This window comes from Micromonospora sp. WMMD1274, from assembly GCF_049179035.1.
GTDB lineage: Bacteria > Actinomycetota > Actinomycetes > Mycobacteriales > Micromonosporaceae > Micromonospora > Micromonospora tulbaghiae.
Genome location: NZ_JBMHMG010000001.1, coordinates 194079 through 216226, shown reverse-complemented (window position 1 = coordinate 216226; position 22148 = coordinate 194079). Strand labels below are relative to the sequence as shown.

General features: G+C 68.7%; 21 protein-coding genes and 1 pseudogene. 15 read left to right on the top strand and 7 right to left on the bottom strand.

Annotated features, from left to right (window positions below):
• Nucleotides 1-28: 28 nt before the first annotated feature.
• Entirely contained in the window at nucleotides 29-1240 is a 1212-nt protein-coding gene (locus ACN27D_RS00730) for an SIS domain-containing protein (protein ID WP_120569367.1), read from the bottom strand.
• Nucleotides 1237-2229, bottom strand: a complete 993-nt coding sequence (locus tag ACN27D_RS00725; protein ID WP_120569368.1) for a carbohydrate kinase family protein — start codon at nucleotides 2227-2229, stop codon at nucleotides 1237-1239. Before ACN27D_RS00725 ends, ACN27D_RS00730 begins: the two co-directional genes overlap by 4 nt.
• A gap of 106 nt (nucleotides 2230-2335) precedes the next feature.
• Here ACN27D_RS00725 and ACN27D_RS00720 point away from each other — a divergent pair, with 106 nt between their 5' ends.
• From ACN27D_RS00720 to ACN27D_RS00670, 11 genes and pseudogenes are all read left to right on the top strand, one after another.
• The gene (locus ACN27D_RS00720) at nucleotides 2336-2677 is read left to right on the top strand and encodes an ABC transporter permease (RefSeq protein ID WP_421498257.1); all 342 of its coding nucleotides are present in this window, start codon (nucleotides 2336-2338) and stop codon (nucleotides 2675-2677) included.
• Nucleotides 2635-2928, top strand: a pseudogene (locus tag ACN27D_RS00715) (IS481 family transposase); the annotation flags it as partial. The gene ACN27D_RS00720 and the pseudogene ACN27D_RS00715, both read left to right, overlap by 43 nt.
• A gap of 374 nt (nucleotides 2929-3302) precedes the next feature.
• Nucleotides 3303-3866, top strand: a complete 564-nt coding sequence (locus ACN27D_RS00710) for a dihydrofolate reductase family protein (protein WP_421498256.1) — start codon at nucleotides 3303-3305, stop codon at nucleotides 3864-3866.
• Nucleotides 3867-4204: 338 nt separating this feature from the next.
• Entirely contained in the window at nucleotides 4205-4558 is a 354-nt protein-coding gene (locus ACN27D_RS00705) for a hypothetical protein (RefSeq protein ID WP_421498255.1), read from the top strand.
• A complete protein-coding gene (locus ACN27D_RS00700; RefSeq protein WP_421498254.1) occupies nucleotides 4555-4764 on the top strand; it encodes a hypothetical protein in 210 nt (69 codons plus the stop codon). The genes ACN27D_RS00705 and ACN27D_RS00700 overlap by 4 nt, the downstream gene beginning before the upstream one ends.
• A gap of 253 nt (nucleotides 4765-5017) precedes the next feature.
• Complete coding sequence (locus ACN27D_RS00695) at nucleotides 5018-5494, top strand: hypothetical protein (RefSeq protein WP_421498253.1); 477 nt, start codon at nucleotides 5018-5020, stop codon at nucleotides 5492-5494.
• Nucleotides 5491-6507 carry a tyrosine-type recombinase/integrase gene (locus tag ACN27D_RS00690; protein ID WP_421498252.1) on the top strand — a complete coding sequence of 339 codons (1017 nt, stop codon included), beginning with the start codon at nucleotides 5491-5493 and terminating at the stop codon, nucleotides 6505-6507. The genes ACN27D_RS00695 and ACN27D_RS00690 overlap by 4 nt, the downstream gene beginning before the upstream one ends.
• A 112-nt stretch (nucleotides 6508-6619) precedes the next feature.
• Nucleotides 6620-7363 (top strand): hypothetical protein, encoded by a 744-nt coding sequence (locus ACN27D_RS00685; protein WP_421498251.1) that lies wholly within the window; start codon nucleotides 6620-6622, stop codon nucleotides 7361-7363.
• Nucleotides 7364-7574: 211 nt separating this feature from the next.
• Complete coding sequence (locus ACN27D_RS00680) at nucleotides 7575-7946, top strand: hypothetical protein (protein ID WP_421498250.1); 372 nt, start codon at nucleotides 7575-7577, stop codon at nucleotides 7944-7946.
• Nucleotides 7943-9430, top strand: coding sequence for a hypothetical protein (locus tag ACN27D_RS00675; RefSeq protein WP_421498249.1), 1488 nt, complete (start codon nucleotides 7943-7945; stop codon nucleotides 9428-9430). The genes ACN27D_RS00680 and ACN27D_RS00675 overlap by 4 nt, the downstream gene beginning before the upstream one ends.
• Before the next feature lie 528 nt (nucleotides 9431-9958).
• Nucleotides 9959-10984 carry an ATP-dependent DNA ligase gene (locus ACN27D_RS00670; protein WP_421498248.1) on the top strand — a complete coding sequence of 342 codons (1026 nt, stop codon included), beginning with the start codon at nucleotides 9959-9961 and terminating at the stop codon, nucleotides 10982-10984.
• A 324-nt stretch (nucleotides 10985-11308) separates the two neighbouring features.
• Here the strand turns inward: ACN27D_RS00670 and ACN27D_RS00665 are convergent, their stop codons facing one another.
• Complete coding sequence (locus ACN27D_RS00665; RefSeq protein ID WP_421498245.1) at nucleotides 11309-12088, bottom strand: transposase family protein; 780 nt, start codon at nucleotides 12086-12088, stop codon at nucleotides 11309-11311.
• 481 nt (nucleotides 12089-12569) lie between these two features.
• Nucleotides 12570-13187: a hypothetical protein gene (locus ACN27D_RS00660; RefSeq protein WP_421498247.1), complete on the bottom strand. Its 618-nt coding sequence runs from the start codon at nucleotides 13185-13187 to the stop codon at nucleotides 12570-12572.
• Nucleotides 13188-13366: 179 nt separating this feature from the next.
• On the opposite strand from ACN27D_RS00660, the gene ACN27D_RS00655 reads away from it, so the two are divergent.
• Entirely contained in the window at nucleotides 13367-14011 is a 645-nt protein-coding gene (locus ACN27D_RS00655) for a hypothetical protein (RefSeq protein ID WP_421498246.1), read from the top strand.
• Nucleotides 14012-14038: 27 nt separating this feature from the next.
• Here ACN27D_RS00655 and ACN27D_RS00650 read toward each other — a convergent pair whose 3' ends face one another.
• Nucleotides 14039-14818: a transposase family protein gene (locus ACN27D_RS00650; RefSeq protein ID WP_421498245.1), complete on the bottom strand. Its 780-nt coding sequence runs from the start codon at nucleotides 14816-14818 to the stop codon at nucleotides 14039-14041.
• 119 nt (nucleotides 14819-14937) lie between these two features.
• Here ACN27D_RS00650 and ACN27D_RS00645 point away from each other — a divergent pair, with 119 nt between their 5' ends.
• Complete coding sequence (locus tag ACN27D_RS00645) at nucleotides 14938-15150, top strand: hypothetical protein (protein WP_421498244.1); 213 nt, start codon at nucleotides 14938-14940, stop codon at nucleotides 15148-15150.
• 267 nt (nucleotides 15151-15417) lie between these two features.
• Here ACN27D_RS00645 and ACN27D_RS00640 read toward each other — a convergent pair whose 3' ends face one another.
• Together ACN27D_RS00640 and ACN27D_RS00635 are read right to left on the bottom strand one after the other, a co-directional pair.
• Nucleotides 15418-16641 carry an IS110 family transposase gene (locus ACN27D_RS00640; protein WP_421498243.1) on the bottom strand — a complete coding sequence of 408 codons (1224 nt, stop codon included), beginning with the start codon at nucleotides 16639-16641 and terminating at the stop codon, nucleotides 15418-15420.
• A 491-nt stretch (nucleotides 16642-17132) separates the two neighbouring features.
• Nucleotides 17133-17537 (bottom strand): LysR substrate-binding domain-containing protein, encoded by a 405-nt coding sequence (locus ACN27D_RS00635; RefSeq protein ID WP_421501083.1) that lies wholly within the window; start codon nucleotides 17535-17537, stop codon nucleotides 17133-17135.
• Nucleotides 17538-17597: 60 nt separating this feature from the next.
• Between ACN27D_RS00635 and ACN27D_RS00630 the strand changes: the two genes are divergently transcribed.
• Nucleotides 17598-17792 (top strand): transposase family protein, encoded by a 195-nt coding sequence (locus tag ACN27D_RS00630; RefSeq protein WP_421498242.1) that lies wholly within the window; start codon nucleotides 17598-17600, stop codon nucleotides 17790-17792.
• Between the two features lie 138 nt (nucleotides 17793-17930).
• Nucleotides 17931-22148 carry a BREX system serine/threonine kinase PglW gene (pglW, locus tag ACN27D_RS00625; RefSeq protein WP_421498241.1) on the top strand — a complete coding sequence of 1406 codons (4218 nt, stop codon included), beginning with the start codon at nucleotides 17931-17933 and terminating at the stop codon, nucleotides 22146-22148.

The window sequence follows — 22148 nt, the reverse complement described above, 5'->3', positions numbered from 1 at the left end:
TCCCAACGGGTTGGAGCGCTTCTCAGCGCTACCGGGGTCGGTAGATGCGGCTCTCCTGGATGGTCTTCATGTTCAGGACGTACTGGAGTTCGTTGTCGAACTCGAAGGCGTCGTGCCCACGGTGCGCGGCGACGCGGGTGGCGAAGAGCTCGCCGGGCACCACGTACGGGATGCCGATGAGTTCCTCGCGGTGGCTGCCGGCGACCGGCAGGATCAGCCCGGCCTCGCCGAAGCTCGCCGCCGCCTCCTCGGTGGTGACCACTGCGCAGTGCGCGCCGAGCTGGGCGGCGGTGCGCAGGATCTCTTCGGCCCGGCTGCTGGAGCGGCCGGGCGGGGCGAGCAGCAGCAGCTCGCTGGTCGGGCCGGTGACGAAGAACTGCTCGTGGGCCCACTCCTCTAGGTGCTGCACGTTGCCGTTGATCCGGGCCAGCTCGTAGGTCTTGGCGCCGTAGAACATCGCCATCCCGTGCGCCGGGCCGCCGCCGACGATCATCACGTCGGAGTGCTCGGCGAAGCGCTGGGCGAGCTTGTCCGCCGGCCCTGCGCAGACCTCCACGGTCTGGTCGACCGCGCGCGCGGCGGCCCGGATCTGCTCCTTGATCTCGGCGACCCCGGCCTCGTCCAGGTGCCCGCGCAGCCGGCCCATCCGCAGCGCCACCAGCAGCAGGGTGGTGAAGCTGACGAGGTAGTTGGCCAGACCGAAGCTCGGCCGCCCGGCGCCGTCCTCCAGGTTGCTCGGCATCGTCAGTGCGCGTCCGTCGCGCTCCACCCGCTGGTTGAGGGTGTGCCGGGAGGCCTCGGCGAGCCTGCTGGTCGGGCTGCCGGTGACCGCCACCGAGAACGCCCCGGCGTCGGTCGCGCGGGCCGCCGCCTCGACGGTACGGGTGGCCTTTCCCGAGTTGGAGATGGCGAGCACCAGGCTCTGCTCGGGCAGGGCGTCGGCGGCGTACCGGCCGAACTCCAGCGCCTCGATCGGCTCGGTGGGCACCCGGGCAAACCGGTGGAACGCCATCCGGGCGGCGATACCGGCGAAGTACGAGTCGCCGCAGCCGGTGACGTAGACGTGCCGGGCGTCGCGAAGCTGCTCCTCGGGCAGCCGGGCGACCTGCTCCTCCACCACGTCGATGGCGGCCAGGACGGCGTACGACTGGTGTGCGATCTCGTACATCATGTCGTCGACGGAGACACGGTTCGGCTCGCCGTACTCGGCGGCCGGCGGCTCGATCAGATCGGTGGTCAAGACGGGGATCCTCCATCCAGGGTAGTGATCAAGTTTTTGAGACGCTGCTCGGCCAAAGAGCGGTCGACTGCCAAAGCGTTCAGCGCGCCGAAGGTCTCGACGATGAATGAGGCGGATACCGCGCCGTGGGCGGCGGCGAGCAGCGGATCGCCGGTGCGGACCAGGCCGACGAGGAAGCCGCCGCAGAACGCGTCCCCGGCACCGGTGGGGTCGCCGGGTTTGACCGGCACGACCCCGACCCGCCGGGCGGCCTCGCGGGTGTGCACCGAGCAGCCGTCCGCGCCCTCCTTGACGACCACCACGGGGCAGCGCCGAACCAGCCCGGCCACGGTGGCGTCGGCGTCGGCGCGCACCGGCCAGGCGGTCAGCTCCTCCCGCCCCGGCAGCACGGCGGTGACCAGGTTGAGCAGCTCGTCGTTGAACTCGGTGCCGGTCTCGTCCCACCACGGCCAGTCCAGGGTGAGCACGGTCGACCCACTCGCCGCGCGCAGCCCGGCAGCGAGGTCGTGCAGGTTGGCGTGCGGGCCGGGCGCGAGGTGCACGCCACGGGCCCGCCGGAAGTGGTCGGGCAGTTGGGTCGGGGCCGGGCTGTAGCGGGGCCAGGCCTCCAGGTGCACCTCGGAGCCCATAGCGCTGAAGTCTTGAGACAGGTCGATCTGGGCGGCGACTTCGGGCGCGAGATCCGCCTCGGCGACCCGGTCGGTCCGGGAGCCGTCCGGCCGGTAGAAGACCCGGGACCGCAGGGCGTGGGCCTCCGGCAGCCGGTAGACCCCGGATGTGTCGATCCCGGCGGCGGCGATCCGGTCGAGCCAGCCGGCCGGGTAGTCGCTGCCGGCGCCGGCCACCATTCCGACCGAGTCCGACCAGACCCACGCGCCGACCGCCGCGTAGACGCCGTTGCCGCCGCACTGGCTCGGCGAGATGGTGCCGTCGGCGGTCACCACGTCGTCGATCGTCAGGTTGCCGGTCACCACGAAGTCGATGTCCATCGCTCACCCCCACTTGTCCGGACGAGTATGGGCAGCGTTCCGGGCGGCAGTCAATACTTGTCCGGAACAGTTGTCGAATTAGCGCGATAGGGCTACTCGGCTACCCGTGGCGTGCCCCGAACTCATCAAGCTGCTCGGCCTGTCGAGAAGGCAGGCGCTCGCCAGCCTGACCGTCGTCGCCGCGCTGCTCCTGGCCAGGCTGCTGCCCCTGCTCGGCATCGCGATTATCCCGATCGCCGGCATCGTGACCGGCGGCGCGATGACCGCGACCAGCCTCGCCGGGCGGCGCTTCAACGACGAACTGCGCGCCAGGCGCCGCGAGGTCGAAGGGGCGCTCGCGCTGGGTCTTTTCCCCGCGATGCGAAGCGTCGGGCCGACCGATACCGCCTGCTGGGATGAAGCGGTATGCAGGACCGTTCGTTACGGCCAGCGTCGCAGCCCAATATGACACCGCACCCACTGGTCCGCAAGATCGTGCATCTGTGGTGGAAGCACCGTCTGGGGCCGGTCACAATCGCCGTCCGGCTCGGCCTGGCGTCGTCAACGGTGCATGCCGTGCTGCTGCGGTGACGTCTCAACCGGCTCACCCACGTCGACCGCGTCACCGGCGAACCGGTGCGCCGCTACGAGCACCTAAAGCTTGGCGTGATGCTGCACGTCGACGTCAAGAAGCTGGGCAACATCCCCGGCGGGGCTGGCGCTCCCTCGGCGGCCCCGAAGGTGTCGGATTCGGGCAGGGCTGTTCGTAGTCAGTGTGAGGGGCAGCCTACGAGGGTGCTGTCGCGGTCATAGGAGGTGATGGGTGATGCGCCCGTGCGTCATGGTCTGCTGCATGTTCGATCTCGTCTGCCCATTGCCACCGTGATCGTCTCCGAGGTGCCGGACGAGGCGTTTCTGGCCCTCGGCATGTGCGATTGCGGGACGGCTACTTCGCGGGCTGGGCCGCGCTGCCGGGGCTGTTGACGGCGAAGGGATGCACGCGGTCTTCAACAACTTGCGCGTGGCCGATCGACCTTGGACGCCACGCTGACGAGTGTTCAGGCTGTTGCGGTTGATCATCGAGGGGTATGGGCATGGCAAAGCTGATTTATGTGAATAACGTGTCGCTTGACGGCTACATCGAGGACGAACGCGGCGCGTTCGCCTGGTTGCCGATGGACGACGAGGTGTTTGTTGTCTACACCGATCTCCTGCGGTCCGTGGGCACGTTCCTCTACGGACGGCGGCTGTACGAGGCGATGGCCGTCTGGGAAACCGACGCCGCTCTGGCCGCGCAGTCCGACCTTATGGCCGACTTCGCAAGCGTCTGGCAGGCAGCGAGAAAGGTCGTGTACTCCACGACTCTCGCCGCGGTGTCGACCGCCGACACCCGACTCGAACGCCGCTTCGATCCCGCTGAAGTACGCGAACTGAAGGCCACGGCCAGCAGCGATCTCACTGTTGGGGGTGCAAACCTCGCGGCGCAGGCTCTTGCGGCCGGGCTGGTCGACGAGTGCCAGCTGTTCGTCTGGCCCGTGGTCGTCGGCGGGGGTAAGCCGGGCCTGCCGACCGGCATGCGCGTCGACCTTGAACTCCTCGACGAGCGCCGATGCCGAAACGGCGTCGTGCACCTCCGCTACCGCCCTGTCGGGCAGTGAACGACCCCCTGTCCGATCGCCAGCGCTTGCATGACGGCGCAGCGCTGACGGCTGATCCGACCGGATGAGGTCGACTATCACCGACTCCGGTTGCGTCACCTCGCAGTGTGCGGAGGCGGCGAACACCGCGTGGGGACGGCGGTGGCGACAGCGAACCCAGTCGGGGAAAGGTTGCCCTGGATTCACCGGCGTTGAGAGATCCTGGCCTCGACCGGCCGAGGTGGACTGCTGGTCAGCCGCCTCCACACCTGCACCGTCGTCTGGACGACGGCCGTACAGAATCACCGACTGCCACCAACAACGTCTGCCAAGCCACGCACACCTTCACCGACGCCGGCATGTACACCATCGACGTCACCGTCCGCGACGACGCCGCCACCGACACCTCCGGCAGCGTGATCGTGGTCTACGACCCCGACGCCGGAACCGCGAACATCGACGGCTCCACCGCCACCCTGCCCGGCGCCCTGGTCAGCGAGCCGAACGCGGCTGGCCATATATGGCTGCACAACACCGCGCAGTACCAGACCAGGAGTGCCACCACCCCGGCTGGCCAGGGCAAGGCTTGGACGGACGGGACGAGCTTCCGGCTCGAACCCAGCTCCCTGGAGTGGCTTGTGCTCAACAAGGAGGGCAAGGTCGCCTCTCGTGGTACGGGAACCTCAACGTCCGGTCCGGCTACCCCTGGGTGATCTACGGCTGGGACGCCTGTTCGTCGGACCGCACCGACTGCGTGGCCATTCCCACCGACCGGGCCCGGCTGGTCGTCTTCGAAACCGCCAGCGGAACGGTCGTCTACGACCATAGCCCCGGCAGCACCGAGTTCGACGTCGATCGGATCGCCCCGCGCGATCTGACCTTCGGCGCCGTCCAGCTGCATCGCGTCGGAGCACGCTGATCCGGTATCCGGCGCCGGCCGATCACGGCCGGCGCCGGATACCGGACCTACTTGGCGTCGCTAGACTTGCGCAAGCCTCAGAGTTGCGCTGAGTGTCATCGGCGGTGGGGTAATGGGTGGTGTGGCCCCTCGGACACTCCCGCGTAGCATCCATGCGACGTTGGACGTACAGGTGGTCAAGCATGCTTGACCACCTGTTTTCACTCTCTGTTACCGCCGCTGGTGGCAGCCTCGTCGTTGGGCGAGGTGGGTCATGACCGACCGGCCAATCGATTCGGTGATCCCGGCGGTGGTTCCGTCAGGCGGGCTCAAGATCCGCGGCGACTCGCGTGCCGCCATGAAGCGACCGCCACTGCCGCTGGCGCGACTGGCTCCTACTCGTGACAGCAGCACGGTCTATGGGCTGGCGACTCTTGATGTGCACGGCCGCGTCGCTGATCGGGCGGTGATGATCGCTCTCGGCTGGGCTCCCGGCCTCAGGCTGGGCATCAGGGAAAGCGGCGGCCTGATCATCGTCGACCCTGACCCGGGCGGCGTGTTCCGAGTGACGAAAGAGGGCCATGTGCGGTTGCCCGCTGTGGTCCGCCAGTGGTGCGGCCTGACAGCCGGCGATCGGGTGCTGCTGGCGGCCGATCCGAAGGCCGGACGTCTCGTGCTGCACCCGCCGGCCTCGCTCGACGCGGTGGTCGCGAAAGTGCAGGACGAGGCGTTCGCGGGTGGTGAGTCGTGAGCAGCGTGGCGGGCAAGGCCGAACTGGAGGCCGCTCGGTTGTTGCTATCGCGGATGGGCATCTCTCCAGCGGATCTGGTGGCAGTGGCGTCGGACCGTCCGCCGGCTCCGACGTTCGCGGAGTACGTGCCGGTGGTGGCAGCTGCGGTCAGTGCTGGCACCCGGCGGGCGTACGGGTCGTACTGGAAGCGCGTGGTCGAGCAGTGGGGTCAGCGGCGTATCGATGAGCCGACACCATCGGAGATCGAGCGGCTTGCGGAGTACGTCAAGACGCATGTGGTGGCCCGCCGCAACGCGCGGGGCGGGCGCAGCGCGGCGGAGCATCTGATCGCGTCGTTGCGCTGTCTATACCGGCGGGCGGTCGCCGACGGGCTCCTGTCTGAGACAGAGAACCCGGCGTTGAAGGTGGCGAAGCCACGGCGGCTGCCGAGCACACGGCGAGCGTTGGCGGACAACCGCTTGGCGGAAATCAACGAGGTAGCGGCGTCCACGGGTGACGATCCGGCGTTGGACAGTCTGCTGCTGCGGTTGCACACCGAGACGGCGTGCCGCAGGGGCGGGGCGCTGGCGTTGCGCCCGGTCGACCTGGACCCAGATCAGTGCCTGATCCTGCTGCGTGAGAAGGGCGAGACGGTGCGGTGGCAGCCGGTCTCGCCAACATTGATGCGGTACCTGCTACGGCATGCTGAGCAGCGGCACGCCACCGAGACGGGGCCGCTATTTCGGTACCGCAGTGGGCAGCCGATCAGCTACCGGCGCTACGACCACCTGTGGGTTCGCATCGGTGAGCACCTGCCTTGGGTGCACGCGCAGCAGATCAGCACGCACTGGCTACGGCATACCACTCTGACGTGGGTTGAGCGCAACTTCGGCTATGCCATCGCCCGGGCCTATGCCGGTCACTCCGCCAGTGGGGGAGATGCCGGAACCACCGCCACCTACGTCCGCGCGACTATCCACGAGGTTGCCGCCGCGTTGGCGGCGCTCACCGGTGAGCCACATCCACTGGCGTAATGGGGTGTTGGGGCGGGCCCTGGCCTAAAGCGGACCGGGTCCGCCCCGAACGGTTGGAGTGGGAGCCTCCGGCAGGCACTCGCCGTCGTACAGGACGGTTACGGTGACGGCCATGGGCTTTCCGCAGGTGCCGGATTCTCGGCGGTCCGCCGAGGATGACGCTGACCAGGCCTTGTCGTTTGCCATCGGACTGGGCGACGCGTCACTGGAGAGGATCGCCGCAGTGGCCGCTGTGCTCGTCAATGCTTGGCAGGCGGATTCGGGCCGATTTGCGGCGGCGGCCGCGGTGTGCCGACGCCGGCAGGGCGAGGGGGACGACGATCTTTGGGGGGAGACTGCGAACCTTCTGGACCGGGCCCTGCGCATAGTCCACGGCGCCGGTGCCGACAACGACGACGATGCTCGGGTCCGGCTCCTCGGGCAGCTCTTCCCGGATCCAGGGCCCTTCCAGTGGGACACGGCGCGGCGCCGCGATCCTGTGTGGTGGCTGCGCCGCCTGGCGGCACTGCGTGTCCGCGCGGTCCACCTGCCAGCCGGCGCGCCTGCCGGGTTCCAGCGGCTGGTCCTGCGTCGGGGCCCGCTCGTCGTGGGCCAGGTCGACTTCCAGGTGTGCCAGGGGTGTCGGCGTGGCTACCTGCGGAAGATCAGCGTTGATGGGGCCGCCAAGGGCTATGGGATCGGCACCCGCGCCGTTCTCAAGCTCTATCGGCGGTACCCGGGCCTCACCTGGTACACGACCACCCAGTACGACACCGCTGGGACGTTTTGGCAGAAGATCGCGCGGCGGACGGATGGGGCCTTCACCGAGAACCACGACGGCGCGTGCGAGCACATGACGATCGATCGGCGCGGCTGACCCACACGTCCGCATAGTTCAGCTATGCAGGGGATCCGTCGGCCCGCGGTTCTCGGCGACGGTGCGGCGGGCTGGTGCGCGATGAAGTTGTTCGGCTCCAGCCAGACCCCCAATGAGGCTCTACGTCGCTGACCTGCTCGGACGCGGGATATCCACAGGGAAGCACCCGGTGGGGTGGACGAGGCGCGGCCGATTGGCGGAGGCTTCCCGCATGGAGTTCCCGGAAGCAGCCACCGTCCTGGGTGCGCGTCTCGCCGCTGGCGACGACAGCCTCGCCGCCGCCGGCGCCGTCCACCTGGCCATCGAAGCCTGGAAACACCTGGGCGGGGTTGATCCCGCCTGGGACCGCTTCGGACTGGAGGTCTTGGACGTCCGCAGCCGCCTGTACGAGGACGATGTCATCGTTGAGGCGGCTGCCCCGGACGCCGACGGGCCCGAGGTGCGGGCTGCGGTGAGGGATCTCATTGAGCACCTTGCCCAGCACCACGATCGCCGTGCCGTCGCCCAGGACGGGCTGGCTCAACGGCTCGACCACGACGCGGCAGCCCAGCAACTACGCCGGGCGGCAGCGGTCCTGGCATGACGGTCGGCTTCTGGTACGAGGAGGCGCATCGGGCGATGCGGGCGGCCGCTGCGGCGGTGACCAGACGCCGCGCGGGCACCGCCGGGGAGATCAACGGCCTGGTGGGTGCCCGGTCGGACCTCTATGACCAGCTGGCCAGGGTGACGGAGCTGCTGGTGGGTGGTCGCCCGGTGGCGGAGGTGCCGGACAAGGCGGCTGCCGCGCTGCTTCTCGGGCGGCATGGGCAGAGCCTGACCCGGTTCTACGTGGGGTTGCGGGCCGCCGCGGTGGTGGACGAGCGGCTACCGCCGGCACCCGAGGTCGCCGCTGGCGCGGCGCGGTCGCTGCGCCGGGCCGCTGACGCGATTGGCGTCATGGGTGACATCATCGCCGGCCACGTTCCACTCGGGCAGCGTCCCAATACGCCAGAGGGAATCGCCATCCGCGCCGGGGGCGGCGTCCAAGGAGGGCTTGGTGACATCGCCCGGCTCGCCGTGGATGCCGTGCGGCTCGATGGCCGGCTTCCCGCCTGGCTGGACCGGGGCGGACCGCTGGCGCAGACGTACAGGCCGGTGACGGAGACAGCTAGATGGACGAGCGGCAGCCGGTTGGGTGCCGCTGCTAAAGAGCTGGTCACGGCCTCGAAGGCTCAGCCCAATCTGCGTGAGCTTGACATCGCCCGATCACCGCTGCACCCGGCGCCGGCGGTAGACACCGTTGATGCGGCGATCGCGGCAGTCCGGGCCGCGCGGACCTGGCTGTGGCTTAACCCCGGCCAGGTCACGGGCGCGCATCTTCAGCTCGGGACGCAGCTTGGCCTGGCGGTGCATGTCCTCAAGGCCGAAGGATCCCTGGCGATGACCGGGGGTTGGCGGCAGGCGGCGATCGCTGCTGCCGAGCTACGCGCGACACCGGCGGTCGCCCCGGCCCAGGACGCCGTCGCCGAGCTGGGCGAGGCCCTACGGTGGACTCGCTCGCTACTGGACCCTGAGGCTCGGGGCCGCATGCGGCAAGTTAGGGAGGCTACGCGGCTCGGCAGTGAGATGTTGCTGATGGCCGCCACCCTCCACCGAGGCCTACGCACGGCCATCCAGCAGCGGAACCTGTTCGTTCGAGGGGATGCAGTCCTCGAGCGTCCCGCCAGCTCGCTCGTCTACCGCGCCACTCCCCGTTGGCGAGCTGCAACAGTAGACGATGATCTTGTGCGCGACCTCAGCCGGGCGTTGTGGCAGATCGTCGGGTCCGGCGCCGAGGGTGATCCGGCGACGTTGGTCGCTCATGTGCTTGCCCGACCGCCTCGCCCGGGAGCGGTGAGCCCAGCAGCCGCAGGTAGCCGCAGTCCGAAGCCGGATGGGCTGCCGGACGACCGGGCGTACCCGGGGCCCAAGCGGGGAGAGGGTAGGCAACCAAGTACGGCTGGCGCCGAAACCTTGGCTGCCGTGTCGGGCAGCGAGGCGGTTGAAGAAGGCGGAGAGCCGTTGTCGGGCGAGATTCTGATCGACTAGTTCGGCGGCGCCGAACCGGTACACCTCGTACCCGTGAAGCCGCAGTTCCCCGTCTTCGGCGACCAGTAGCGCAGCGACGAGGCTCGCTGCGGCCGTCAGGGCGTACGTAGTGCTGGACACCATCGCACCCGGTGACGGTGCGGGTACCTGGGGAAGTAGCAGCAGGAAGTACATGCGCTGTCGCGACAGGGCGTTTTGCCTGGGGCATGGTGGGCTCGGGTGTACGGGTCGTAATGCAGGTAGACCTGAGGGATCACGAGTCTTCGACAGCCTGCCGCAGGATGACGAACTCGCCATCGTCCAGCTTCGGTTCGTTGGTGGCCATGTGCACGACGTCGTCGCCTCTGTGCTCGCCCCTGAGTCGAAGTGACCGTGAAGGCCGACAAGGCGGACATTTGTTATAGTCGATCTTCGCCCGTTCCGGGTGGCCCCGCACCGACGATGGGTGAGGGGACGGGGGATGATGAGCTTTCACAGCCCGCGCAGGCGGTGAGTCCGGCCCGGCGCCGGGCTGCGGCGGATCCCGCGTTGCGCCGGCCGGTCGCGCCGATGCTCGCCGCGCCGGTCGACGCGGTGCCCGAAGGCCCTGGCCTGGTGCATGAACCGAAGTGGGACGGGTGGAGGTGCATCGCCTTCCGCGAGACCGACGGGGTGCACCTGCAGTCGCGGGCGGGCCGGAACCTCACCACCTACTTCCCGGACATCACCCGGGCGATCCGGACGATCCCGCCCGGAGTAGTGCTGGACGGGGAGCTGATCGTGTGGGAGCGCGGTCGAACGAACTTCGCACAGTTGCAGCGGCGCGTCACCGCCGGCCGCGGTCTGCTGCGCCTCGTCCAAGACTGCCCCGCCCACTACGTGCTGTTCGATCTTCTCGCGGACGCCGACGGGCAGGTGATCCTGAATATGCCGCTGTCGGAGCGGCGAGTCCGGCTGGAGCGGCTGCTCGCTGACGCGCCCGCGCAGCTCACCATGACGCCGCAGACGACCGACATGCGGCTGGTCGCGGACTGGCTGCTGAACTGGACCGTCGCGGCCGGGATCGAGGGCGTGGTGAGCAAGCGGTTGGCCGGGCGGTACGAGCCTGGCCGGCGCGGCTGGTGGAAGTTCCGGACCCGGATCGTGACCGAGGCGATCATCGGCGGAGCGACCGGCAGCATCCACAATCCTGACACCCTGCTGCTCGGCCGGTTCGACCGCAGGGGACGGCTGCGGTACACCGGGCGGACACACCCGCTGACCGGCGCCCACCGGAAGGAGCTCGGTGGGCTGCTGTCTCCGCTACGGCCTCGGCAACACTACGGCGCCGCCGTGATGCACCCGTGGCCGGAGCCGTTACCCGCGTCCTGGTCCGGGCAGCTGGACCGGCCGGAGCCGCTGTGGTACGTGCAGGTCGAGCCCACCGTGGTGGCGGAGATCGACGCCGACGTCGCCTTCGAGCACGGACGCTGGCGGCACCGGGTGAGGTACGCGCGGCACCGGCCGGACATGTCGGTGTACGACGTACCGCTGCTGCTCGGCGAGGAGGAGGGCTACTTCGGCGACCTGGGGTGAGTGTCCGCGGGTCTGCTGATGAGCAGCGGGTGCTGCCGGAATCCGGCGCAGCAGGCCTCAAACAGTCGGCTGAGCCCGTGCCCTTGCATCCGCTTCTGCCGATGACAGGATGCCTCGGTTCCAAATCTGCGCACACCCGGCTGGCGCCGAGCAGACAATAGAGACTGTCACGGGCTTTCCGCACGCTCGCGGTCGGCGGCTACCCGGACGTCGCGAAAGTCCAGGACCGCCTCCCGAGCGAAGCGAATGAGCATTGCAAGATTGCCATGTGCTAAGGGACGTCTCGTAACTGGTTGAAGGCGTTGCCCGGCACCGGGCTGGTGGTCAGCCGGCGAGGATGATGTTGTGGAGGTTGGCGATGCCGGAAGCGGCGTCGGCCAATGTGTGGGCGGCGCGGCGGTAGTCGCGCAGGATCTTGAAGCACTTCATCCTGGCCAGGGCGTGTTCGACCCCTGCTCGAACGGTGCGGTGTTCGATGTTGAGGGCTTCTTTCCAGTCCGGCAGAGTGCTGCCGTCGGCGGGCTTGCGGTACGGCATGATCACCTCCGGGTTACCGCGGTAGCCGCCGTCAGCCATCACCGGCCGCCCGTCCAGCTTCTCGGCGATGCCCGAGGTGCGGTAGACGATCGTGTCGTTGCGGTTGCCCGGCTGCGGGTCGCCGACGGCGATGACCAGACGGGTGCTGGCGTCGATAGCGACCTGCAGGTTCGTCGAGTACCGGTAGTTCTTACTCCGGGCGGCCAGCCGGTGATCGCGGGTGGGGATCAGAGTCCCGTCGACGATCGCGATCTGCTCGACCGGCCGTTTACGCACCGGCGCCAGGGCCAGCAGCGGCGCGAGAGTGTCGATGACCCGATGCGCAGCCGAGTGCGACACCCCGAACAGCGGGCCGACCTGCCGCATCGTCAAGTTCGTCCGCCAGTAGGTGGCCACCAGCAGCACCCGATCGGCCAGGTCCAGGGCCCACTGCCGACCCGGCCGGCCGTCAGCGATGCCGTCACCGCCACGCTCGGCGACCAGCCGGACCAGCCTGCGGAACTGGGCGGGCTGCAACCCGGTGAACGGAAAGATCCACTCAGAGTGGGCCGCGGTGATCACCTGCACCCAGGCATCCTGCCCGATCGTCCTCAACAGACAGACACCAGGGTTACGAGACATCCCTTAGCGTCGACCACTGCGTTGCACCTTCCTGCTGAAGGAGCTGCGCTCCGGCGAGTGGCAGGTTGCTCCCCGCGCTGGTTGCGTCGCCAGTGGAGGCCCGCCGGCTTCCGCTTGGCGAACGGGCAGCTGAGCTCTATGTCGGTATCGGCGAGCGGTCCGAGCAGCTGGAAAACGTCTCGGCGGAGCCCCAGACGTACAGGTGGCGGGCGGTGCAGGCGGTCGGGTCGGTGCCATGAGCGATTGCGGCGGTGGACGGCGGACGGCACGCGGGGCCGGATCTTGGCCATCGTGCAGGTCCAGAATGACTGGCGGCCGGTGGAGTGGAGTACGCAGCGTGGATTCTGCGGTCGTGCGGGCGCCCAGCATGTCGCGGGCACCCGCTCGTCGTCAGGCACTGGTCCTGCGCGTCGCTCCGCAGTGTCCGCTATCGCGGGCCTGGATTGCCCTCATGCCCCCACCTGGTAGGCCAGTATCGGTCGTGCTCAGTGACGAGGGCGGTGAGCGTGACGAGTGCCTCGCGCATCATCTTGACGTCAAGCCTGTCGGGCTGGGTCGGCTTGCCGTGGGTGTCTGCCCTCATCATGTCGGTCGCGGCAAGGGCGGTGACGGCTCGCTGTGCAGCGGCGAGTGTCCTGCGGTAGTCGGCGGAGTCGGGGTCGGGGTCGGGGCTTTCAGCGGCGAGGATTGCGGCTGCCTTGATGAATGCCCGATTGTCGTCCGGCTCCAGTCCCAGCGGTACCTGCTCCCCGTGGATATTCACCTGGGCGTTGGTGATCACGTCTACGACCGCGAGCTGCCCCTGCGCGAGGCCAGCTCGAGCGGCGTCGTGGACCCGTTGGTTGGTGCTCTGAGTCGGGCCAGGGGTGGTCAAGGCGTACATCGCAGCCCGCAGATCTTTGGCGGATCCATGGTGTGCGTGTGGACCTACGCTCACCCGCCAGACGCCGGGCACGGCAGGGCCGCTAGGGAAGGTCACCTTGTCGGCGATCATCGTCACGGTGCCGAGCCGCCGCCACTCGAAGTTCGTTTGCACTCCCGTCATCGACCTCTCCTATCTAAGGGCGAGATGTCTTCCAACAGTGCGGGATAATCGGCTGGCCGTCAAGCAGTCAATCCATAGAGCAGAGAAGCCCCTTACATGACCGTCCGGATGGAGCCGCCAGATTGGCGAGCTTGCCACTGGCGTGCTCCCCTGTATCGGGAGGACCTATGGTTCCCCTCATGCCCCAGTCCGTGTCGGTCCCCGAGAAGACGCTCGAGCACTGGTCGAGCCAGTACCTGACCTACCGTTATCGGTCCCAGGCCGCGTTATGGTGGCCTAGTAGCCGCGAAGACATCGACGTCCGTTGGCTGCCGACGAGACCAGGCAAGGCCGTCCAGCTCGAGCTGAAAACGACGACTCTCGCCGGTACCGGTCTCCACGATGTATTGGTGGACCTGGGTCAACTGTGGGAGTACCGCCAACGTCCAATCGGGCACCAGCCGTTCTATGCCTTCCCCTGGCCGGACTGGCACGGCGACCTGACCGCCGCAGCCACTGCAGGAGGACGTCCGGTGACAGAACTAGGATTCGGTCGCAGCGGTCCAGGTTGGTGGTTCGCAGACTGGATGGTCGTCTTGACGGCCGCCCAAGTGGAGAGAGTGCTGCACAAGGAGCTGGCGGCGCACGGCTGCCCAAGGCGAGGCACCAAGAAGCGGCTGGTCCGCTTCGACCTGACCCATTCCCAGTTCAACCCCGTGGTCACATGGGGCTGTAGGGCGACTGCGCCCCAAGTCGTCCGCTGGCGCAACTTCTGGTCGGAGCTCGAGCAGTGTGGGCGCGCCGGGTGGCCGCAACTGATTAAGGGACGTCTCGTAACTGGTTGAAGGCGTTGCCCGGCACCGGGCTGGTGGTCAGCCGGCGAGGATGATGTTGTGGAGGTTGGCGATGCCGGAAGCGGCGTCGGCCAATGTGTGGGCGGCGCGGCGGTAGTCGCGCAGGATCTTGAAGCACTTCATCCTGGCCAGGGCGTGTTCGACCCCTGCTCGAACGGTGCGGTGTTCGATGTTGAGGGCTTCTTTCCAGTCCGGCAGAGTGCTGCCGTCGGCGGGCTTGCGGTACGGCATGATCACCTCCGGGTTACCGCGGTAGCCGCCGTCAGCCATCACCGGCCGCCCGTCCAGCTTCTCGGCGATGCCCGAGGTGCGGTAGACGATCGTGTCGTTGCGGTTGCCCGGCTGCGGGTCGCCGACGGCGATGACCAGACGGGTGCTGGCGTCGATAGCGACCTGCAGGTTCGTCGAGTACCGGTAGTTCTTACTCCGGGCGGCCAGCCGGTGATCGCGGGTGGGGATCAGAGTCCCGTCGACGATCGCGATCTGCTCGACCGGCCGTTTACGCACCGGCGCCAGGGCCAGCAGCGGCGCGAGAGTGTCGATGACCCGATGCGCAGCCGAGTGCGACACCCCGAACAGCGGGCCGACCTGCCGCATCGTCAAGTTCGTCCGCCAGTAGGTGGCCACCAGCAGCACCCGATCGGCCAGGTCCAGGGCCCACTGCCGACCCGGCCGGCCGTCAGCGATGCCGTCACCGCCACGCTCGGCGACCAGCCGGACCAGCCTGCGGAACTGGGCGGGCTGCAACCCGGTGAACGGAAAGATCCACTCAGAGTGGGCCGCGGTGATCACCTGCACCCAGGCATCCTGCCCGATCGTCCTCAACAGACAGACACCAGGGTTACGAGACATCCCTTAGGCTCCCGGCGCGATTCATGCCAGCCCGCAGCCTCTATACAACCTCGAGGCTGGCCGGTTTGCTGCAGGAAGCGGCATACATGATCGCGGCTGGTGAGTGGGGCGATGACGACCAACTGGTCACGCTCGCGCCCGACGCAGACGGGAACTATCAGGTCGCACCGGATCCTGTCCTCGACCTCGGTGAACAGCATGCTGACTTAACCGATGACGTCCGCGACCACCGGCAGGTCGTCTTCCTGGAGGCCGGGGTGCTGCTTCGCCGGAGATAGCGTAGGTAGGTCGCGGCGATGAGCTGGAGCCAGATCGCTGGCTCCTTTACGACGCGTCCTGCTGGCATGGCATCAGCCCATTGATGAACGGGGGCGAGCGGACGCGCGCAGCCGGGGATCCCGCTCCGAGCGCACGAGCGCTCGCGGGCGGGCGAATGCGGTGCACGAGCTTCTGAGCGGCTTGTCCGCCTTGCTCAGGCGTTGAAACTGGCGATGACGGGGGCGTGGTCGGGGACGGTGGCGGGGGGGGTGTCCCTATGGGGTTCGTCAAGCGGCGATCGGCGTCGTGGGGCGGGGTTGGTAGGGGATCTTGTCGCGGAGCATGGCGTATAGGACGTCGCAGCGGCGTCGGGCGAGGCAGATGAGGGCCGCGTTGTGGCGTTTGCCTTCGGCGCGTTTGCGGTCGTAGTAGGCGCGGCTGACGGGGTCGGCGAGGGCTGCGAACGCGGCGAGGAAGAACGCGCGTTTGAGGTTCTTGTTGCCGCCGCGGGGTGGGTGTTCGCCACGGATGCTGCTGCCGGATCGTCGGGTGACGGGGGCGAGGCCGGCGTAGGCGGCGAGGTGGCCTGGGGTGGCGAAGGCGGTGCCGTCGCCGACTTCGAGCAGGATCCGGGCGGCGGTCCTGACGCCGATGCCGGGCATCGAGGTCAGGACCGGGGCAAGAGGGTGCGCATCAAGCATCCTTTCGACCTGGGCGGCGGCCTGGTCGCGTTGCCGCAGGATGTCGCGGAGGCTGTCGGCCAGGCGGGGCAGGATCGTCTCCGCGGCCTGGGTGCCGGGGACGGTGACGGTCTGCTCGTCGAGAGCGGCCATGATCTGCTCGACGAGCCGGTCACCCATGCGAGGTGCGTGGACGGCGGCGATCGAGAGCAGTTTGCGGCGGCCGGCCTTGCGCAGGCCGACCGGGCCTCCGCAGCGGGACAGCAGTTCCAGGACCGCCTTGTGGTGGACCTTGGGGCCGAGGACTCGTTCCAGAGCGGGATGGATTTGCGTCAGCAAGCCACGGATCCGGTTGGACACGCGGGTGGCTTCGCCGGCGAGGTCGTCGTCGAAGCCGACCAGGATCTCCAGTTCGGCCAGAGTTTCGTCGCCGGTGTCGACCCGGCGCAGCGTGTGCGGCAGGGTGCGGGCCGCGTCAGCGATGACGTAGGCGTCGCGGGCGTCGGTCTTCGCGCTGCCGGGGTGCAGATCGGCGATCCGCCGCATCGCCAGGCCAGGCAGGTAGGCCACCTGATGCCCGGCCGCCCGAGCCACCGCAACCGGCAGGGCGCCGATCGAGGCCGGCTGGTCGACCACCACCAGGACACGACCATGGCGGGCGAGTTTGTCGAACAGCTGCCTCAGCCGGACCTCGGTATTCGGCAACGCCGCGTCGTGCAGCCGCTTGCCGTCCGGCGCCAACCCGACCGCGTGGTGATCACCCTTACCGACGTCCAAGCCCAGGAAGACGCCATATCCGTCGTGCACCAGACCCGCCTCCACGCATCGCATCGTGGCCCTCGGCCGCAGTCAGGGCGTCGGACTGCCGGCAGCCACGTTACGAAGAGACCTACCCCAATACGGGTGGCCGTGTCCCTATCAGCGGTCCGCCGACGCCACCCGACCCGGCGACAACACCCCCCGGATCATCCGAACGACAGGGGCAGGAAGTCATACCGGGCCGGGCGACCGAGGAGTCCCCGGCTGGGGACGATCAAAAATGTAACGGGGGGGGGGGGAACCCCGGACTGATCAAGTACCGGAGCTCCTTACATGATCAGTCACTCGGCCAGCCTGGCGAGGCAGGTCAAACGCAGTCGCTGCCGAGTCTCTTCCTCTCCTGTCCGATCGCACCAGGTCGTCCCCGGTAGGTAGAGCGTGCGGTCGATCATTGACCGCCCGGCGGGTGAGACGTAGGCCAGGAACACCCCGATGGCTTTGACCTGGTTGAGTAGGGTCCCGGAGTGGCGTCCGAGTAGAGCTGGGGACCTGCGCGAGCAGCCTCAAGCGTTGCTTCGGCCCGGTGAGCTCCGGCCCTTGATGATCATTCTGCGCTGGGTCGGTGGCGTCGCGGGGGAGTTGTCGATCGGCTGCAGCAATGCCGTGGCCGACCCGGTGAGCCGCCGACCGCGCGGCCATACCGCGCGTAGGTCCCGCCGTAGTGGCAGGCTGTCCACCGGCACGGTAACCAGGTGGCCGGTTGCCAGTTCCGCCTCGACGGCGTGCCTGCTGAGCACTGCGGGCGCGGTGCCGGTCATCGCCGCGCCCTTGGCGGCGGCGTTCGACCCGAGGGACAGGTGCGGCGGCGCCGGGTCCAGGTCGCGTAGGGCCAACTCCAGCGTCTCCCGGGTGCCCGATCCTTTCTCTCTCACCACGAGGCGGGTACGTGCCAGCTCAGCCGCGCGCAGCAGCGGCCAGGCAGGCCGTTGGACTATGCACCGGCTCGCGCGACGGCTACCTTCTGATCAATGCCGGCAACGGAGGGTGACAACGATCTGCCGGATCCCCGTGCCCGTCGCGGGGTGCGGTACCAGCTGACGGTCGTCGTCACTGCTGCCATGTGTGCCGTAGTGGCCGGCTACCGCTCGTACGCCGCGATCGCTGAGTGGGTCGCTGACGTCCCGGCCGCGACCGCGCTGGGCCGTCCCTTGTCCTGGGGGTGAGGTAGCGCACTCATCAACGCTGACCCAACGCTCGGTGAGGTCCTGCCGAATGAGACGACGACCGTCGGCTACTGACCGGCTATGCTGCTGCGGCCGGAGCGGTGGGGACGAACCGGGCGCGGCGCGGAGGGTGGAACAGTGGCAGAGGCTGGGCAGGACCGGTGGGTCGACGTCTCGCCCTCGCAGTTTCCTCACGAAGCCGAGGGACTATCCCTGGTCCGGGCGATCATGCCCGACGAGACGCCGTTTCGCGCGTGGTCGAACTTCGAGTTCCGCGATTCGCGGGGCCGATGGCACGAGGTCGATCTGCTTCTTCTCGGTCGTAAGCAGCTGCACCTCATCGAGCTCAAGTACTACTCCGGCACACTCCGGGGTGACGATCAGCGCTGGGCCCGTGACGGTCGGCGGCCGGAAGATTCCCCGCTCAAGCTGACGCGCCGTAAAGCGCAGTATTTCGCGAGCAAGTTGAGAGACGAGCTGCGGCTGTGGGCGCAGGAGCAGAACGTTCAGATCTCCGACGAGCGGGACGTCATTCCGTTCGTCCAGGAGGCCGTCTTCCTGCACCACCCCGACCTGCGCTGCGTTCTCAGCCCGGCAAGTGCGATCAACCTCTATGGCCTCGACGACCGCGTCTCGCAGAGCCACCTCACCGGCATCTCCGAACTCGTGCTCGAACCTGCAGGGCGGCGGGCGATCGGCCCGAACCAGGAACACATCCTGGTCAAGCTGCTGGAACGCATCGGCCTCGTGCAGCGCCGCGAACGCGAAGCGGGCTCGTGGGTCATCGAGGACCAGGCCATCGACTCCGACGAAGGCTGGCAGGACTGGCTCGCCTACCACCGGGTGGTCCAGCAGGACCGTGCCCGGATCCGTTTCCGGGTGCTGCCGCCGACAGCGAGTCAACCGGAGCGAGCGGCGGCCCGTCAGATCGCGGAGCACGAGTTCCGCATCATGTCGCGGCTGCAGCACGACGGGCTGCTGCGCCCTCGCGACCTGGTCGAATCCGAACTTGGCATCGGGCTTGTCTACCCGTACGACCAGCAATGGCAACGTCTCGACCTGTGGCTCGCCGGGCAGGAACAGGGCGTACCGCTGGCGACGCAGCTGTCGATGATCCGCCAGATCGGTGAGGCTTTGCAGTACGCCCACAACAATCGGGTCGTCCACCGCGGGCTGATTCCGCCCGCGGTGTGGGTGCGTCCGGTCCCCGGCACCCAGGGTGACGTCAAAGTTCGGGTCGGTGACTGGCAGGGCTCCGGAAGTCTCCAGAACGTTTCAGCCACCAGCGGCACGGTTCATGGCGTGACCTCGCTGGTCGACGTGTCCCTGGACGATCACGGATCAGGGGCGGCCGAGGTGTTCACCGCACCCGAGGGGGCCTGGAGCGCGGACGCCGACCGCATCCGGCTTGATGTGTTCGGTCTGGGCAGCCTGGCCTTCTATCTGCTCACCGGGCGATCGCCGGCACCGAGCCGGAGTGCCCTGAAGCAGCGCCTGCGCGACCAGCAAGGCCTCGACTTGGCGATCGAGCTGCCGCAGATCCCCTCGACGCTGCGCTCGCTCGTCCTCAAAGCGACCGATCCGGCACCCAGCCGGCGGACGGCCGACGTCACGACCTTCCTGTCGCAGCTCGGCGCGGCCGAGCGCGACGCCGCCACCGCGAACGAGGAGACCGACCCGCTAGAGGCGGCACCCGGCACCGTTCTCGACGGAAGGTTCCGCTTGATCCGGCGGCTCGGGCAGGGCTCGACGGCCGTGGGCCTGCTCGTGCAGGATCTGCTCGCCGAAGGAGACCCCGAGTGCGTCCTCAAGGTGGCCCTTAACGATACGGCCGCGACGCGTCTCGACGATGAGGCGGAGGCGCTCAAGCGGCTCGACCACCCCCGTATCGTGAAGGTTCTCGATCCGCACGTGGTCGTTGGTGGCCGGCGGGCGCTGCTGCTCGAAAGCGCGGGACCGGAAACTTTGACCAGCGCTCTGCGGGCGCGCACCCGGCTGTCGTACGACCTGCTTGATCGGTATGGAAAGGATCTTCTCGACAGCCTCGTCGCGCTCGACAGGGCCGGGATCGATCACCGTGACATCAAGCCGTCCAACCTGGGCGTACGGGAGAGCCGCGGCGACCGCACCAAGCACCTGATCCTTTTCGACTTCTCCCTGACCCGCGCCGCAGCCTCCGCTACGCAGGCCGGCACCCCGCCGTACCTCGACCCGTTCCTCACCGGCACACGGGACCGATACGACTCGGCCGCGGAACGATATGCCGCCGCGGTGGTTCTCTTCGAAATGGCGACCGGCAGCACGCCGGTCTACGGGGACGGCGAGGGCGACCCGGGAAGCATCCCGGATGACGCGACCATCAGGCCGGAGATGTTCGACGCCACGCTCGCCGGCGACCTGGTCGACTTCTTCCGTAAGGCGCTGGCCCGCGATGCCGGCGCCCGGCATCATACCGCCGAGGCGATGCGGGCCGCATGGCTGACGATCTTCGCGAAGGACGCCACGACCGAGCCCGACGAGTCCTACGACGAGCTGGCAGCTCGGGCGACATTGACCACGCCGCTGCGCGACTCCGGGCTGACCGCCCGCGCCCTGTCGGCGTTGGAACCCTATGCCGTCCAGACGGTCGGCGAGCTGCTGACCGTCGACCCGGTGCAGCTGTCCCGCCTTCAGGGCGTCAAGAACGCGACCCGCCTGCAGCTCACCTCGCGCATCAAGGAATGGCGGGCCCGGCTCGGCTCCGAGATCCGCGCGGCGGAACGAAGCGGTCCGGAGCTCACCCTCACGGCAGCTGCAGACCTCCTGCTGAGCGTTGTCGCCACGCCGCGCTCACCGTCACGCGGTGGAGTCGTCCGCCTGATCCTGGGGTTCGACACGACGCTCGACGCCTTCGCGACACACGCTCAGCTCGGGGCCAACCTCGACGAGCCGGTCCAGCAGTCGCGCATCACGACGCTGCTCGGAACCCTGCAGGAGCGGTGGGCCGGGGATCACGACGCCCGAGCGCTTCTCGACCGGTTGGCCGAGGCGGTCTCGGCTCGTCTCACCGAACTCGGCTCGGTAGCGACGGTCGCCGAGTTGACCCGTACGGTGAAAGAAGCGCTCGCGCCTGAGGCACATCCCGACGAGCGACTGGCTCGTGGCCTGCTCCGTTTCGCGCTGGAACGCCGCAAGGCGATGAACAAGGCCGACGGCTCGCAGCCACCCGTCTGGGTACGCCGGCGCGCGGGAGTGGTCACGTTGCTGGCCGAGGACCAGGCGCTGTGCGATGTCGCCGAGTCGCTCGCCGCAGAGGCGGACCGCCTGGTAAACGCGACCGGCGACGCCGCGAACGCCATCATCCCGGCGCAACGCGCGCAGGCCCGCCTCGAAGCGGCTGTCCCCACCGAGAGCGGATGGCCGGCAGCCCTCGCCGACCCACTGCGCCGGGTGACTCTGGCCGCCGCCGCATCGACCCACGCGGCTGCCTCAGGTGCCGGAGATCTGCACCATCGCGGCTTCACCGCAGTCGCGGCCCTGGCCCAGACGTTCGCGGACTTCGGCGGGCAGCAGCTCACCCCAGACGAGATCCGCGAACGCGTACGGGTTCGGTTCCCCGCCGCGCCGGAGCTGCCGCGGCGGCCGACGCTCGACAGCCTGATCACGGAGGCTGGTCTCGGCCTGATCTTCGACGACCGGCTTCGGGTCTACCGGGCCCTGGACACCGGTGCCGCGACAACCGGGCTGGATTCCCGGTCAGCGACCAGTCTCGCGGTAACCACCTCCCCGGTGGGTGCCACGGGTGCGCTGGGCGCCCGGTTGGAGACCTCGATCCGCAGCCGGTCGTTCCTCGCGCTCGGCACCCGCGCCGATCGCCTGGGCCGTCTGATCGACGCCGTCCAAGCGCGGTACGGGGCGACGACGGTGGACCTGACCGGCGCGTTGCTTGACGCGCTGCGTGCGGTGTCCGCGGCCGCCAACATGCCCTGGGATCTGGTGCGCGCCGCCGACGCCGAACGGGAGTCGAGCCGTCCCCGTCGCGGTCTGGAGGAGCTGATACGCCGATCCTGGCCCGAGGTCGAGGCCACCGTCGAGCGGGCGTTGTCCGCAGGCCGTGACGACTCGCCCGTGCTGCTCACGGACGCGTCGCCGCTCGCCCGCTACGACAACATGGGCCTGCTCACCCGCTGGACCGACCTGGCCGCTCCGCGCCGCCGTGCGGTCTGGCTGCTCGTGCCGCAGCTCAACGGCAACCACGGTCCTGTGATTGACGGCCGGCCAGTTCCGCTCGCCGCACCCAACCAGTTCGTCAACCTCGACAACGAGTGGATCGACAGCACGGCTGCCCTGAGCGCAGCCACCCAGAAGGAGCAGTAG

What these genes read in the sequence shown, in the direction of transcription:
- ACN27D_RS00725 (WP_120569368.1), bottom strand. Translation starts at nt 2,229, where the DNA reads ATGGACATCGACTTCGTGGTGACCGGCAACCTGACGATCGACGACGTG.
- ACN27D_RS00710 (WP_421498256.1), top strand. Translation starts at nt 3,303, where the DNA reads ATGGCAAAGCTGATTTATGTGAATAACGTGTCGCTTGACGGCTACATC.
- ACN27D_RS00705 (WP_421498255.1), top strand. Translation starts at nt 4,205, where the DNA reads ATGTACACCATCGACGTCACCGTCCGCGACGACGCCGCCACCGACACC.
- ACN27D_RS00695 (WP_421498253.1), top strand. Translation starts at nt 5,018, where the DNA reads ATGACCGACCGGCCAATCGATTCGGTGATCCCGGCGGTGGTTCCGTCA.
- ACN27D_RS00685 (WP_421498251.1), top strand. Translation starts at nt 6,620, where the DNA reads ATGGGCTTTCCGCAGGTGCCGGATTCTCGGCGGTCCGCCGAGGATGAC.
- ACN27D_RS00680 (WP_421498250.1), top strand. Translation starts at nt 7,575, where the DNA reads ATGGAGTTCCCGGAAGCAGCCACCGTCCTGGGTGCGCGTCTCGCCGCT.
- ACN27D_RS00675 (WP_421498249.1), top strand. Translation starts at nt 7,943, where the DNA reads ATGACGGTCGGCTTCTGGTACGAGGAGGCGCATCGGGCGATGCGGGCG.
- ACN27D_RS00660 (WP_421498247.1), bottom strand. Translation starts at nt 13,187, where the DNA reads ATGACGGGAGTGCAAACGAACTTCGAGTGGCGGCGGCTCGGCACCGTG.
- ACN27D_RS00655 (WP_421498246.1), top strand. Translation starts at nt 13,367, where the DNA reads ATGCCCCAGTCCGTGTCGGTCCCCGAGAAGACGCTCGAGCACTGGTCG.
- ACN27D_RS00640 (WP_421498243.1), bottom strand. Translation starts at nt 16,641, where the DNA reads ATGCGATGCGTGGAGGCGGGTCTGGTGCACGACGGATATGGCGTCTTC.
- ACN27D_RS00630 (WP_421498242.1), top strand. Translation starts at nt 17,598, where the DNA reads ATGCCGGCAACGGAGGGTGACAACGATCTGCCGGATCCCCGTGCCCGT.